The organism is Thalassotalea sp. G2M2-11 (genome assembly GCF_017168195.1).
GTDB lineage: Bacteria > Pseudomonadota > Gammaproteobacteria > Enterobacterales > Alteromonadaceae > Thalassotalea_E.
Genome location: NZ_JADNYL010000002.1, coordinates 721096 through 736559 on the forward strand (window position 1 = coordinate 721096; position 15464 = coordinate 736559).

The following is a 15464-nucleotide window of genomic DNA, read 5'->3' on the forward strand; positions in this document are numbered from 1 at the left end:
AGCAATCAATAACGCATTCAGTAGTGCAGCATACTAAATGCGCGCGTTCATTTAAAACTGTTTTAACTCATCCCACTCTTCATCAGAAAGTAACTTATTCAGATCAACGAGGATAAGTAACTCACCATCACGGTTTGATACCCCTTGGATAAATTTAGCACTTTCATCATTACCAACATTAGGGGCAACATCAATTTCCGACGAACGCAAATAAACCACTTCAGCAACACTGTCAACTAAAATACCAATGACTTGTTTTTCGGATTCAATAATCACTATTCGAGTATTGTCACTGACGTCACTGGTCTCAAGGCCAAAACGAGAACGAGTATCAATAACGGTAACCACATTCCCCCGAAGATTAATAATACCTAATACATAAGAAGGCGCACCCGGAACAGGTGCGATCTCAGTATAACGCAGTACTTCTTGCACTTGCATTACATTGATACCGTAAGTTTCATTGTCTAATTGAAACGTCACCCATTGAAGCACTTCATCATTTGTATCGACATTCTCATTCGCACTGCGTCTTTCATCAGACATACTGCTCGCCTCTTAAACATGTTATTTTTAAATTTATCTGTCTTTCAATATAGTACATTAGAGCATTAATATATATTAATCTCTTAACGGTGAATATTGGCACCTTCTTCAAGCATATGAATTAATGACTCTACATCAAGCAATGCACACATACGCTCTTTTACCAGCCCAGCTAACCAAGGTCGTTTACCTGAACCTTCCAGCCACTTAACTTCATCTTGCTCCAAAGTCACTGTGTCGATTAAGTTTTCAGCCATTAAACCCCATTGGCTATTATTTAGCATAATAATATATTGATATTCTAATGCATTAAGCAATGATTCATTACACTTTTCAGGCATCACCCATAATGCGGTATCAACCACATTAATTTTTTCTTCACGATGCAGCATCACCCCTTTAAACCATTCAGGCTTGCCCATCAATGGCGTGGTTTTATCAACATTGTGAATACCACCTAGCTCAATGAGTGGCACAGCGATGGTTAAGCCCGCCACATCGAAAAACATCGCTTGAAAACTACCTTTTCGGTAATCTTTCTCTGCTTTAACCACAAATTCCGCTTGGCTTTTTTGAGTCATTATCTCTGATGTGTCTTGTACTAACTCATCTTTTACTTTGACTTTTTCAGATGGCTCAGGCGGCTTTTCGACTATTTTATCGTGAGTCTTGTTTTCCGACTTCACAGAAGTAATAACATCAAGTTTACTGTCATCAACTTCATTTAAAACACTGGCTTGCTGAAGTAAATTATCCAACTTCTGCTTATTTGCAAGCTCTACTTTCGCTGCCGCTTGCTCGTCAGACTCTTCGGTCAAAAGCTCAGCAAGGTAGTTTTGCATTAATTTTTTACTAGCAGCTAAAGATTTACTCATTGATGTCTAATTCTTTCTTTGTAACTTTATTAAATAGTCTAGCAGATTTTTATACGCAATTACGCCGCGTGTTGATGAAGAAAAATCTGACGGTACTCGCTGAGATTCACTGGCATTACGAAAATTAGTATCAATAGGGATCACACCCGGCCAAACTTTATCATCATACAATTCTTGTAATTTTCGATAAGCAAGGAGTGACGCTTTTGTACGTTTATCAAACATGGTGGGCACTATGGTATAGGTAAAAGGGTTTTGCTGTTCCCCTTGCATAATTTCCATGGTTTTCATCATACGATCTAAGCCCTTCAAGGCCAGAAATTCTGTCTGTACTGGCACAATAATACGATCAGAGGCAGCTAATGAGTTAACCATAAGAACACCTAACACCGGTGGACAATCCATCAGCACATAATCATATTCGTCAGACAATTTTTGTATCGCTTTCTTTAACACTAAGCCCATACCACCTTTGGTTCCTAAAGAACGATCTAAAGTGGCAAGTCCCATTGTAGCAGGCAATATATCAATATTTTTATACTTTGTCGGACACAAGCTTTGCATGATTTGTTCTTTACTGGATACTTGAACAAACAAATCATAAACACTCAATTCAAGATCTTCTGATTCAATCCCAAAATAATAACTTAATGATGCATGAGGGTCGGTATCCACTAATAATACTCGGTGACCGTGCTCAGCAAGCAAACCACCCAACGTTATCGTTGTTGTCGTTTTACCAACACCGCCTTTCTGATTTGCTACTGTCCAAACAACCAAAATATCACCTTTAGTAACCGATTAATGGATTTACTGTACTTCTTTTAATATTGCCTTAGGGAAATCAAGTAACGAAATACTCGCCGACGAAATGCCCGCATTAGTCACCGCTTGTGGCATACCATAAACCACACACGACTCTTCGTCTTGCGCCCAAACAGTTGAGCCATTAGCTTTTAATAAACGGCAACCATCTCTGCCATCAGAACCCATGCCCGTCAAAATGATACTCAGTACAGATTCACCAAACACTTTAGCAGCAGAACCAAAACTAATATCTACGCTCGGCTTAAAAGCAACTCGTTCAGACTCATCCGTCATCACTTTAATTTTTGCTGCCCCCGCTTTACCTTCAAACACCATTTGCATTCCACCTGGCGCCAGATAAGCACAGCCTGGTTTTAGTATATCGCCATTCTCTGCTTCCTTTACCGATATATTGCACAAACTATCTAAGCGGGATGCAAATGCTTTGGTAAAAGCGGCAGGCATATGCTGAACCATAATAATTGGCAATGGAAAGTCACTCGGCAATTGTGTTAATACTTTTTGTAAAGCCACAGGACCACCTGTCGACGTACCAATCGCTAATAATTGATAAGACTTTCCAGATTTCTTAACTGTAGAAGTCGAAGCTCTAGTAGGCTCAACTTGGCGATGCACACTGCTTTTTTCGCTAGTGACCGGCTTTCTTGCAACTGTTCGTGCAGTAAATCGAGTACTCGCTCGGCCTCTTTTTCTCGCTAACTCGAGGACACGTTGCCTTAAAACACTACCAGCATCACTGGATGTTTTTGCGATCTCATTAAACTTCTTCGGTAAAAAATCTAACGCCCCAGCATCTAACGCCTCTAATGTGGCTTTAGCTCCCTGATGTGTTAATGAAGAAAACATTAAAATCGCAGTTGGCGAACTCGCCATAATTTGCTTAACCGCTTCGATGCCATTTAATAATGGCATCTCTATATCCATGGTAATGACATCAGGCTTTAATTGCTTTGCCTTTTCAACAGCTTCGATACCATTGACAGCAACATCGATGACAGTTAAGTTTTTATCGCTGTTGATAATATCACTGACGCGGCGACGAAAAAAGCTTGAATCATCAACCACTAACACCTTGTAGGCCATTTATCATCTCTTTAATTTTTGCTTAAGAACGCAATTTTTTATTAACAACAGATTTCTTCGCGTAGAACTTCAACATGCTAGGAACATCTATAATCAAAGCGATCCCTCCATCACTGGTTATCGTTGCGCCAGCCATTCCCGGAGTACCATGTAATAATCTATCTAATGGTTTGATCACAACTTCTTCTTGACCTATTAAACTATCGACCACAAAACCGACTTGCTGTGTTCCCAATTGTACAATCACTACATGGCCTTTATCTCTAGGCTTGTCTTCATGCCCTTTCACTAACCATTGATCCAAATAAAATAACGGAATTGCTTTTTCACGAACAATAATCGTTAACTGCCCATCAACAACGTTGGTATTGGTTAAATCTAGGTGGAATATTTCATTGACTGCAGCCAATGGCAAAGCAAACGTTTGCTCACCAATAACAACCATTAATGTAGGTAAAATCGCCAGTGTTAATGGTACTTTTATTTCAAGAACTGTCCCTACCCCTAGTTCCGAATCAATATTCACAGTCCCATTTAACTGTGTGATTTTCGTTTTTACCACATCCATGCCAACACCACGACCAGAAACTTCTGAAATTTCAGTCTTAGTTGAAAAGCCTGGGGCAAAAATTAAGTTGAAGGCATCATGATCTGACATGCGATTGGCAGTTTCGACGTCCAATACACCTCGTTCAATCGCAATTTCTTTCAATTTTTCAGCATTCATACCCGCACCATCATCTTTGATGGTCAGTAGAATATGATCACCTTCTTGTGATGCTGTCAGTATTACGGTACCTTCACGTGGTTTGCCGCTAGCCTCTCTTACATCTGGCTCTTCAACACCATGATCTACTGAATTTCTCACTAAATGCACTAATGGATCGGCTAAGGCTTCTACTAAATTTTTATCTAAATCAGTCTCTTCCCCTTCCAAGACCAACTTAATTTCTTTGTTAAGACTTCTTGCTAAGTCACGAACAACACGTGGGAACCGGCCAAACACTTTTTTAATCGGTTGCATGCGGGTCTTCATTACTGCCCCTTGCAGGTCAGTGGTTACCGCATCTAAATTTGAAACTGCCTTAGAGAGTTCTTCATCTTCTTTGGTCATTCCCAAGCTGGTCAAACGATTTCGCACTAACACCAGCTCACCAACCATATTCATAATTTGATCAAGCCGTTGCGTATCAACGCGCACGGTTGTCTCACCTTTAGCAGTTGCTGGCGCAGCTTTAGTATCCCCAGAAGCTTTTTTAGGGGGGGTTTTTACTGGTTTTGCAACCGCTGGTTTACTCGGTGCTTTTGCTGCAGGTGCTGCAACAGGTGTAGGTTTTGCCGTTTCGCTTGGTGTTTCTACTTTTGCTTGACTAGGTACGGCTTTAGGAGCCTGCCCCTGTCCATGCAATTCATCAAGTAAACTTTCGAATTCGTCATCGTTTATCTCATCGGAAGAATTGCTAGAGTGTGCTGCTTGTTTAACATCCCCCGAAAAAGCGCCTTCACCATGAAGTTCATCTAATAAACTTTCAAACTCATCATCAGAAATTTCATCGGAACTAGTGGATGATGCTGGCTCTGGTGCTGCAGGAGCAGAACTACCATGCAATTCGTCAAGTAAACGTTCAAACTCATCTTCAGTCATTTCATCACTAGATGAATCTGATTGCTCAACAGCTTGCTCTTTCGAAACCGTTGGCGCAACAGCAGCTTCAGTCTTAGGTTCCGCGGCAGCTTCTTCCCCTTCTGGAGCACTCAAACGATTCAACTCGGCCAAAAGCTCAGGGTCTGCAGAAGTTAGCTCCTCTCTTGCCTGAACCATTTCAAACATTTCGTTAATGGTATCAAGAGCTTGTAAAATCACATCCATTAATTCTGGTGTAACAGACCTTTGTTGATTGCGTAAAATATCAAAGATATTTTCTGCACCATGACAAACGTCAACCAGCTCATTTAATGATAAAAAGCCCGCGCCGCCTTTAACCGTATGAAAACCTCTAAAAATGGAATTGAGTAACTCTGCGTTGTCAGGATCATTTTCAAGCTCAACAAGCTGCTCAGATAAACTTTCAAGTATTTCTCCTGCCTCAATTAAAAAATCTTGAAGTATTTCTTCATCTGCATCATAAGACATTCAGCAACTCCTATTAAAACCCTAAACTAGATAAAAGGTCATCAACATCGTCTTGATCGGCAACGACATCGTCCCTTTCTTGTTTATTAACAATTGGACCTTCTACTAAATTTTCACCAACTTTTGGTTTACTAACTTCTTTAGCTTCTTCAGATGAAATACCAAATGCCGTTAACATATTGATCAAGCTGTCTTCGACTTCTCTCACCAGATCAATCACTTTACGAATCACCTGACCAGTCAAATCTTGGAAGTCCTGCGCCATTAAAACGTCAGTCATTAACTCGTGCATCCTTGCGGTTTCTTGATCGGTTGTTTTGAGCAACTTATCAATATCAACGCAAAGCCCCTTAAATTCATCCACACTCAATTCACTGTGAGTCAATTTTTGCCACAGTGGGTTCACCGATTTAACTTGAGCTTGAATGTTATCCACAACGGGAAAGATAGATTCGACAGCATCCATGGTTTTATTCGCGGCATCTTCGGTGCGACTGATCACATAATTCAACCGCTCTTTAGCATCAGGTATATCGGCTGTTGCTAAATCATTAAGGCGTGAATCTAATTGAAAATTCATTAAAGAATCATGTAATTGGCGAGTAAGCTTGCCTATTTCAGCAAAAAGCTCAGAATTAATTGGATTTTGAATTTCTGCAATCAATTCATCAGCTTTATCTTGTTGATCCGTTTCAAGAAACTCTACAAGCTTTTTCGCTTGTTCAAGTGAAACATGGACACTTGTATTTGTAGTCATGCAACGTCCTTACGTAACAACAAACTTATGATTATCCTAAGCGTTCAAAAATTTTATCAAGCTTAGTTTTTAACGTTGCTGCCGTAAACGGTTTAACAATGTAACCATTAACTCCCGCTTGTGCTGCCATCACTATTTGTTCTTTTTTTGCTTCCGCTGTCACCATTAACACAGGGATATGCGATAAGTTATCATCAGCTCTAATTGCTTTAAGCAAATCAATACCTTGCATCCCAGGCATATTCCAGTCAGTGACAACAAAATCAAACTCACCTTCTTTTAGCATGGGTAAAGCGGTATTACCGTCATCAGCTTCTTGAATATTAGTGAACCCTAAATCACGTAATAAGTTTTTCACGATACGTCTCATTGTCGAAAAATCATCAACAACAAGCACTTTCATATTTTTATCCAAGGCACCCTCCAGGGAGATCAATCAAAATTCTATATTATATTGTACTTAACTTTGCCAAGATTGCATACGCGCTTTTAACCGATGTAATGCTTGACTATGAATTTGGCTAACCCTTGATTCACTTACATCAAGCACTTGACCAATTTCTCGTAAATTTAACTCTTCATCGTAATATAATGACAGTACTAAAGCTTCTCTTTCGGGTAAAGTAGTAATACACTCAGACAGTGCTTTTTTAAAGACAATTTGTTCAATCTCTTGATACGGATCATCATTATCCCCATCTTCAATACCTTGAACGATATCTTCACTTACGCCCAGATCTTCGATACCAATTATTTTACCTGAACTAACTTCATTAAGAATATGATGGTACTCATTTAACGAAATATCAAGTTTTTCAGCAACTTCAACATCCGTTACATCACGGCCAAGTTCCGCTTCTAACGATTTTATTGCTTCACTGACCATTCGACTATTTTTATGCACCGAGCGTGGCGTCCAATCGCCCCGTCTAATTTCGTCAAGCATAGCGCCACGAATTCGAATACCGGCAAAGGTTTCAAAGCTTGCTCCTTTGGAAGCATCAAAATTATTAGCGGCTTCTAAAAGCCCTATCATTCCAGATTGGATAAGATCTTCAACAATGACACTCGCTGGAAGTCTCGCAAGTAAATGATAGGCAATGCGTTTAACCAATACGGTATGTTGCTCTAATAAAGCACTCTTATCAAGATGCACGTTATATGTATTCGCTTTTACCAAAATTGCCTACTCTTTTCGACTAATTTTCTAATAACTGCTCAATAAAAAACTCTAAGTGTCCAGAAGGGTGGTGAGGTATGGGCCACTTAACAACCCTACTGGCTAACGCCTTGAACGCCTTCGATGCTGGTGAATCAGGGAACGCTTCTACAATTGCTTGTTGTTTTCGCACTGATTTTCGAATATTTTCATCATAAGGGATCACAGCAACTAAGTCTAAGGCGACATCTAAAAAACGGCCAGAAACTTTGGATAATTTATCAAACAACTGTTGTCCTTCTCTTGGACTTCTCACCATATTAGCCACGACTTTAAATTTAAATACATCATGATCACGACTTAATAATTTCATTAATGCGTAACAATCAGTGATAGATGTTGGCTCATCACATACCACTAACAATACATCTTGGGCTGCACGAGCAAAACTAAGTACCATATCAGAGATACCAGCAGCGGTATCAACAATAAGCACATCAAAATCTGTGCGCATATCACTAAATGCACGGATCAAACCAGCATGTTCAGACGGTGATAAATCCACCATGGATTGCGTACCTGAAGTTGCAGGAATAATTTTAATACCTGCTGGCCCTTCGATAATAATATCATCGAGTTCGCATTCACCAGATAATACATGAGAAAGATTACGCTCAACTCGCAGGCCAAGCATGACATCAACATTAGCCAAACCTAAATCAGCATCGAGTACTAACACTCGTTTACCTTGTTGAGCTAATGCGATTGAAGTATTTAATGATACGTTAGTTTTACCAACTCCACCCTTACCACCAGAAACTGCTATGACTTTTATTTGATTATTTTTCTGCATTTTTCTTAAGCCACTTGCCTGATCTATCATTCATTTTACTCTACTAAATTCGATGTTTATCACATAGCAACTGCTTGTGATGTTGGCATTGGACGCCGAGAGTCCTGACGATTCACTTTTGATGAAAGCCTATCTGCAAGCGTAACCAATTTGCCACTATTTGCAACTTTAATGTCTTCAGGAACTCTTTGTCCGTCAGTAAGATACCCTATTGGTAAACCATTTTGAATAGAGGTAGCAATAATTTCACCCACACTTAGACTTTCATCAAGTTTAGTGTAAATACACCCTGCTAATGGCACCTTTTTAAAGCGATCAACATTTTCTTGCATAACACGTTGCTGAGCATTGGCTGCCAATACAAGATAATTGCGAATTCTAACACGGGAATTAGTGATTAAGGTAGCTAAATGCTCAGCTAAACGCATATCTCTTTGCCCCATACCAGCCGTATCAATTAATACTAATTTTTTGTCAGAAAACTGTTGTAGTAACGTTTCTAAAGCCGCGCCGTCTTTTGCTAATTTGACCTGACAGCCAATAATACGGCCATAGGTTGTCAACTGTTCAAAACCGGCAATACGATAATTATCAGTTGAGATCATCGCCACTTGATCTGCACCATGAATTTGCGCAAAACGGGCTGCAAGTTTAGCGATTGTGGTTGTTTTGCCAACCCCTGTAGGACCAACTAATGAGACAACACCACCTCGGTGAATTATTTCATTATTTGTTGTATGTAACTGCTGTGCTAGTAATTTTTTCGCTTCAGCCCACGCATTTTCTTCGTTCAGGTTAGCTGGAATACAGTGAGCTATTTGCTCAGCAACATGCTCATTGAGGCCTAAGGCCAGTAATCGATTGACCAGTAACGCTTTTAATGGATCTTTCTGTGCCATATCCTGCCACATTAATCCCGATAACTGATGTTCAAGTAATTGACGCATCGACAGCATTTCTTGGCGCATTTGTTCCATTTCTTCGGAGTAGTTGACCGTAACGGCTTTTGAGCTTTCTCTCTCTTGTACAGCACTCACTCGTTGAGGTGACAAGTGGCGGCTTTCTTGCTGTTGAGCACGAGTTTGTAATGACGAAGTCTCATCAGATACCTGAGTTGCACCATGTGAGCTTTGTTCTAAACGATCGGTAAATGCTTTTAATTGTTGCTCAATATCACTTTGAGCATTATTGGCTGGAGCATGATTCTGTTGCTTAAATTGTGCATCAGGTGCGGCTGTTGGGTTTGTTGCTTGAGCTTTTGCCTGACGTTGTAACAACGCTGATAAACTATCGGCAGGCGCACTTTCATTGGCGACACTCGTTGAATTTTGACCTCTAATGGACACCACATCATTGTCAATATTTCGACCATGTACCGCAGGGCTTGTCTGTTCAGCTTTTTCACCACTAAACTCACCTTCGGCTGAAGCGGTTTGTTGAGCATAATCAACGGCTGCCATTAACTCGACACCTTCAGGTATCTTTTTATTTGACATGATCACCGCGTCGGCACCTAATTCAGCTTTGATTTGTTCTAACGCTGATCTCATGTCTTTTGCTACAAAACGTCTAATTTTCACGAAAACCCCTTACCGAAAGCTCAACGGTATAATGCTTACCAATTATTTTCTCTGAGGTGATTACTGGCCTATAGAGCTGACAATCTTAATTTGCTTGTCATCGGGTACTTCTTGATAAGAAATCACTCTCAAACCAGGGATAGTGTATTTAACAAATTTAGCCAACACAGTTCTCAATATGCCTGAAGTTAACAGAATCGGCGTTTCTCCCGCCATTTCTTGTTGTTGTGCCCCTTCAGTTAATGACTTCTGTAGTCTTTCAGCTAAGCCTGGTTCAATACCTGCACCATCATCACCTGCCATTTGCATTGACTGGTGCAACATTTGTTCCAACTCTGGTGACAAAGTTATGACGGGGATTTCTGTTTCCGGTCCGACAAGCTCTTGCACAATAAACTTACGCAGGGTTATACGTACAGCAGCAGTTAAGACTTCTGCATCTTGGCTCTTAGGACCATATTCCACTAAGGTTTGTACAATACTACGCATATCTCGAACGGCAACGCCTTCATGCATCAAGTTTTGAAGGACTTTAACTATAGTACCTAAACTTAAGGTGTCTGGGATCAACCCTTCGACTAATTTCGGATGGTTTTTCGCAAGAATATCTAATAGATTTTGTACTTCTTCGTGACCAAGTAATTGCGCGGCATTATTGGTTAATACTTGACTCAAATGAGTGGCTAATACTGTCGCCGAATCTACCACGGTATATCCTAAAGCTTGCGCCTGTTCACGTTGCGATTGGTTGATCCAAACAGCATCTAAACCAAAGGCAGGATCTTTAGTGGCAATCCCATCAAGCTTACCATATACCTGCCCTGGGTTAATTGCTAAGTCATGATCATGACGAATTTCAGCTTCTCCTACCGTCACCCCCATTAACGAAATTTGATAAGAGTTAGGATCAAGATCTAAGTTGTCACGAATATGCACGGCAGGTACTAAAAAACCAAACTCTTGTGATAGCTTCTTACGTACCCCTTTAATACGATTCAATAATTCTCCCCCTTGGGCTTTATCCACAAGAGGTATTAAGCGATAACCTATTTCTAGGCCGACAATATCGACATGATTGACATCATCCCAGCCAAGATCTTTGATCTCTTCTTCCTGCTTTTTGTGCTCAACTTGTTCAACTTCCAGCTTTTTAGCATCCTCTAAAACTTTTGCTTTTTTATATCGTGTGCCAACAAAGGCTCCCCCAGCGATTAATACCGCGAATAATAAAAAAGCAACATGGGGCATGCCGGGTACAACCCCCATAACAAACATGACACCTGCAGCAATATATAATGATTTCTCCTGCCCAAGCTGATTACTGACTTGTGCGCCCATGTCTTCACTAGTATTTTGACGCGTTACAACAATTGCAGTCCCCACAGAAAGTAGTAAGCCAGGGATCTGAGCCACTAAACCATCACCGATGGTTAATAATGTATAAATTTCAACCGCACTATCAAAGCTTAGATCATGCTGAACCATGCCTATTACGAGACCGCCAATAATGTTAATAAATAAAATTAAAATGCCCGCAATAGCATCGCCTTTAACGAATTTACTCGCACCATCCATCGAACCATAGAAATCAGCTTCACTTGTCACTTCTATTCGTCGCTCTCGTGCTTCTTCTGCATTAATGAAACCGGCATTTAAATCAGCATCAATCGCCATTTGTTTACCTGGCATGGCATCCAAAGTGAAACGGGCTGTCACTTCTGAAATACGTCCAGCACCTTTAGTCACTACCACAAAGTTAATAATGATCAAAATAAGGAAAACCACTAAGCCAACAGCATAGTTACCACCAATGACCACAGAGCCAAATGCTTCGATCACTTTACCAGCAGCATCAGGCCCTTCATGACCTTCTAGTAGCACCACACGGGTACTAGCAACATTGAGCGCCAACCTTAATATAGTAGCGATCAGTAGCACCGCTGGAAATGAGCCAAACTCTAATGGTTTTAAGGTATAGACAGTGATCAACAACACCACTAATGACAAAGCAATGTTAAATGAAAACAGGATATCTAATAAGAAAGAAGGCATGGGCAGAATAACCATACCTAAAGCAGCCATAACTAAAAAAGGCGTACCTAAGCCAGATAAGACGCTGAATTTTTTTTGTTTAAATTGATTAAAATGAGCTACTAGTTGCATTTAACCGACACGATAAAAAATTGACATATACCGTAAATCAGCAAATGTTGTACCAATTATTTCTATTAGTATTAATCGTTGTTAATATTTAAAATCATCAGGGATAGGTAAATTATTCGCTAATGGCACAGGACGAGAGCCTTTGCCTTTTTGAAATTCATTCAACTGAAAAATAAAGGCGAGCACTTGCGCCACAGCAGCAAATAATTCTTCAGGAATATCTTCATTAACCTCAGCCGTATAGTATAGCGAACGCGCAAGCGCAGGAGACGCTATAATTTCTATGCCATGCTCCTTCGCTATAGTGCGAATATGAAGTGCCATTTCATCAATACCTTTAGCAATAACTTGTGGTGCTCCCCCTTGTTCAGCATCATACTTTAAAGCCACTGAAAAATGAGTTGGGTTAGTGATCACCACATCAGAATTTGGCACATCAGCCATCATACGCCGCTGTGACATTTCATATTGAGTTCGTCTAATGCGCCCTTTATTTTCAGGGCTACCTTCCGAGGTTTTATGCTCATCTTTGATTTCTTGCTTAGTCATTTTTAACTGACGAGTATGATCCCACTTCTGATAAGGAGCATCGACAGCAACGATAATAATTAATGACATACCAAGGGCTAAAAACATCCACAACAGTAAATCAACGGCATGACCAAAATTTAACGGAATGGCTTCAATGCTTAATGAAAGAATTTGTTCGAAAAGACTGGTTAATAGCAAATACGCGGAAAAAAACACCACAAAAAACTTTAATAACGATTTAACAAGCTCAACATACGCTTTTAAGCCAAACATCCGCTTAAAACCTGCGATTGGTGATAACTTACTCGCCTTTGGTGCCATCGCTTCCCAAGAAAAACTGATGCCACCAAGCATAGTATTTCCAATAAAAGCAGCGACCATAATAATGGCAAATATCCACCCCATAGGTACAAAGACTAATGAGGCATTAGTACTGACCACCGCATAAAGGGCATGTATATCCATGACCTCTTGTCGGCTGAGTGAAAATTGGTTGCGCATAATTAAACGAAGGTTTTCAACCAATGAATCACCGACAATCATCAATGCTACGGCACTACCGATAAGCACAAACATAGTGCCTAAATCTTTAGAGCGAGCAATTTGCCCCTTTTTTCGTGCATCCGACAGCTTCTTCGCCGTCGGTTGTTCCGTTTTTTCACCCGTATCTGACTCAGCCATTAACTCGCCTCGCAGTCAATCAAATGACAACTAAACTCTAATGCGCGTTGCCATTGTGCTTCAAAATGGGTTAAGAAATTTCCCATCGTCAACCACATGATCAATAAACCTGAACACATGGTGATCGGAAAACCAATCGCAAAGATATTCAATTGCGGTGCCGCTCGGGTCATGATACCAAAAGAGAAATTAATCAATAACATTGCCGTTAAAGGCGCCATTGCTAGCGATAAAGCGGTAGCAAACATCCAGCTGCCCCATTCAACAATTTCTTTAAATTTGACCGCATCAAAACTTTCTAATGGAATAGGCAAGGTATCAAAACTGGCAACAATGTAATGTAAATAGGCTAAATGGCCATCCATTACCCAGAATAACAATGATGATAAAATTAAGAAGAATTGACCTACAGCAGGGACATTCATACCACTGGCTGGGTCGACTAATGACGCAAAACCAAGACCGGTTTGCATTGCGATAATTTGGCCTGCCATGGTAAAGGTGTTGACCACCATAATGGTGACTGTACCAAGCATTACCCCAATGATGGTTTGCTCTACCACTAAAATTGTGGTTTGAAATGAAAACAAATCACCGACGTTCGTTGGCGGTATCGCTGGCATGATGGCAATTGTGATGGCAATTGATAAAAAAAGTTTTATCCGCCTAGGTATCGCTTTTGCGCCTAAGCCAATCATTGACATGATTAATGCAGACACCCTTGCTAGAGGTAACAGAAAATCTGCCATGTACTGATTAATAACTGATTCGGTAAATTCCATCAGCTAGTCCCCTTACTAACTGATCACACTAGGAATACTGGCGATCAAGCGGAAAGTATAATCCATCAATTTTTCCACTAACCAATGGCCCCCCATAATGAGCGCGAGTAATGTCACGATCAGGCGAGGTAAAAAACTTAAGGTTTGTTCATTAATAGAGGTTGCTGCTTGAAAAACCGCAACCATGAGACCGACAATAAGGCTAGGTACAATAATTGCGCTAACCAATAAAATAACTAGAAACAGTGCATCTCTTAAGATATCAACAAAGACTTCAGGGCTCATCAGGTTGCCCCCATACCATAGCTGGTTGCCAACGTACCTATGACCAAATTCCAACCATCAACGAGCACAAAGAGCATTAGTTTAAAGGGTAGTGAAACTATCATAGGGGATAGCATCATCATCCCCATCGCCATCAAGATACTGGCCACGACAAGGTCAATAATCAAAAAAGGAATAAACAACATAAAACCAATTTGAAACGCAGTTTTTAATTCACTAATAACAAAGGCTGGAATGATCACTGTCATCGGTAAGTCGGTCGGTTTATCCACTTGGGTAATGCCCGCCATTTGCGCTAAAGTATCAAGATCTTTTAAACGTGTTTGCTCCAGCATAAAAGCTCTTAACGGCACTTTTGCCACGTCTATTGCTTCTACTGAGGTTAATTGCTCTTTTAAATATGGCTGTATCGCAGATTCATTAATCTTGTTATAGACAGGTGTCATAATAAATAATGTCATAAACAAGGTTAAGCCAATAATTACTTGATTCGAAGGGGTTTGCTGCAAACCAAAGGCTTGTCTAAGAATCGCCATTACCACAACAATACGGGTAAATGAGGTCATCATGATCACTGCTGCCGGAATAAAACTCAGCGCAGTCATAAAGATCAAAATTTGTAACGTAATTGAATACTCTTGCGAGCCATCGGGATTAGTGGTTAATTTTAATGCCGATAGTGACAAGTCATCTGCGGCGTATACACCAGAACTCACAAACACTAATAAAAACATCAACAAATACATTATCGGGTTTTTATTTACTGATTTAAGCATTACGTTTAGCTCTATTTTTTTGACGTTGATTTGTTAAGAAAGTGACTCAAAAGATTGACATCTTTCGTCATGGGCGAGTTTACTTCCAGTGGTTGCTCCAGTGTTTTGATCAGTGTCACTTGCTGCTGACTCACCCCAAGTAGCATTTGTTGTTCGCCCACTTGTACAACCACCAATTTTTCTTTCGTGCCTAACGGTAAGTTAGCAATCACTTTCATACCAGCAACAGAATTATTAGTAAGATTAAACTTTTTCAGTAACCAAGCGCTCACAATGATTAAAATTAACACCATTAATAGCGACATGATCATACTGGCGGCATCCAGATTCACATTAGCATGTTTGCCCACCTCTACCGCCTCCTCTTGGGCGAGGCATCCCCAAGAGAAAATAAGAGTTGATAAAAATAGGAGTTTTTTCATTAATCGATA

16 protein-coding genes are annotated in these 15464 nt (G+C 40.3%); all 16 read right to left on the reverse strand.

All coding sequences use genetic code 11. The annotated features are described in order from the left end of the window. Positions 1–51: 51 nt before the first annotated feature. The 16 genes from IV514_RS09105 to fliO all read right to left on the reverse strand — a co-directional run bounded on the left by IV514_RS09105 (position 52) and on the right by fliO (position 15455). A complete protein-coding gene (locus tag IV514_RS09105; protein ID WP_206484707.1) occupies positions 52–546 on the reverse strand; it encodes a chemotaxis protein CheW in 495 nt (164 codons plus the stop codon). Positions 547–629: 83 nt separating this feature from the next. Beyond that, positions 630–1421 (reverse strand): chemotaxis protein CheW, encoded by a 792-nt coding sequence (locus IV514_RS09110; RefSeq protein ID WP_241242262.1) that lies wholly within the window; start codon positions 1419–1421, stop codon positions 630–632. A gap of 6 nt (positions 1422–1427) precedes the next feature. After that, the gene (locus tag IV514_RS09115) at positions 1428–2201 is read right to left on the reverse strand and encodes a ParA family protein (protein WP_206484708.1); all 774 of its coding nucleotides are present in this window, start codon (positions 2199–2201) and stop codon (positions 1428–1430) included. 30 nt (positions 2202–2231) lie between these two features. Further along, positions 2232–3332 carry a chemotaxis response regulator protein-glutamate methylesterase gene (locus tag IV514_RS09120; RefSeq protein WP_206484709.1) on the reverse strand — a complete coding sequence of 367 codons (1101 nt, stop codon included), beginning with the start codon at positions 3330–3332 and terminating at the stop codon, positions 2232–2234. A 22-nt stretch (positions 3333–3354) separates the two neighbouring features. Next, positions 3355–5466: a chemotaxis protein CheA gene (locus tag IV514_RS09125; RefSeq protein ID WP_206484710.1), complete on the reverse strand. Its 2112-nt coding sequence runs from the start codon at positions 5464–5466 to the stop codon at positions 3355–3357. Between the two features lie 13 nt (positions 5467–5479). After that, positions 5480–6223 (reverse strand): protein phosphatase CheZ, encoded by a 744-nt coding sequence (locus IV514_RS09130; protein WP_206484711.1) that lies wholly within the window; start codon positions 6221–6223, stop codon positions 5480–5482. Between the two features lie 31 nt (positions 6224–6254). Further along, positions 6255–6638, reverse strand: coding sequence for a chemotaxis response regulator CheY (gene cheY, locus IV514_RS09135; protein ID WP_206484712.1), 384 nt, complete (start codon positions 6636–6638; stop codon positions 6255–6257). A 45-nt stretch (positions 6639–6683) separates the two neighbouring features. Then, positions 6684–7403, reverse strand: a complete 720-nt coding sequence (locus IV514_RS09140) for an RNA polymerase sigma factor FliA (RefSeq protein ID WP_206484713.1) — start codon at positions 7401–7403, stop codon at positions 6684–6686. 19 nt (positions 7404–7422) lie between these two features. Then, entirely contained in the window at positions 7423–8265 is an 843-nt protein-coding gene (locus IV514_RS09145) for a MinD/ParA family protein (protein ID WP_206484714.1), read from the reverse strand. Between the two features lie 29 nt (positions 8266–8294). Beyond that, positions 8295–9815: a flagellar biosynthesis protein FlhF gene (gene flhF / locus IV514_RS09150; RefSeq protein ID WP_206484715.1), complete on the reverse strand. Its 1521-nt coding sequence runs from the start codon at positions 9813–9815 to the stop codon at positions 8295–8297. 60 nt (positions 9816–9875) lie between these two features. After that, positions 9876–11978 carry a flagellar biosynthesis protein FlhA gene (gene flhA / locus IV514_RS09155; RefSeq protein ID WP_206484716.1) on the reverse strand — a complete coding sequence of 701 codons (2103 nt, stop codon included), beginning with the start codon at positions 11976–11978 and terminating at the stop codon, positions 9876–9878. A gap of 81 nt (positions 11979–12059) precedes the next feature. After that, positions 12060–13190: a flagellar biosynthesis protein FlhB gene (flhB, locus tag IV514_RS09160; RefSeq protein WP_206484717.1), complete on the reverse strand. Its 1131-nt coding sequence runs from the start codon at positions 13188–13190 to the stop codon at positions 12060–12062. Further along, positions 13190–13972, reverse strand: a complete 783-nt coding sequence (gene fliR / locus IV514_RS09165; protein WP_206484718.1) for a flagellar biosynthetic protein FliR — start codon at positions 13970–13972, stop codon at positions 13190–13192. Before fliR ends, flhB begins: the two co-directional genes overlap by 1 nt. 15 nt (positions 13973–13987) lie before the next feature. Further along, complete coding sequence (gene fliQ / locus IV514_RS09170; protein ID WP_206484719.1) at positions 13988–14257, reverse strand: flagellar biosynthesis protein FliQ; 270 nt, start codon at positions 14255–14257, stop codon at positions 13988–13990. Then, positions 14257–14991 (reverse strand): flagellar type III secretion system pore protein FliP, encoded by a 735-nt coding sequence (gene fliP / locus IV514_RS09175; protein ID WP_206485301.1) that lies wholly within the window; start codon positions 14989–14991, stop codon positions 14257–14259. The genes fliQ and fliP overlap by 1 nt, the downstream gene beginning before the upstream one ends. Positions 14992–15044: 53 nt before the next feature. Further along, complete coding sequence (gene fliO / locus IV514_RS09180; RefSeq protein WP_241242263.1) at positions 15045–15455, reverse strand: flagellar biosynthetic protein FliO; 411 nt, start codon at positions 15453–15455, stop codon at positions 15045–15047. Positions 15456–15464 lie beyond the last annotated feature (9 nt).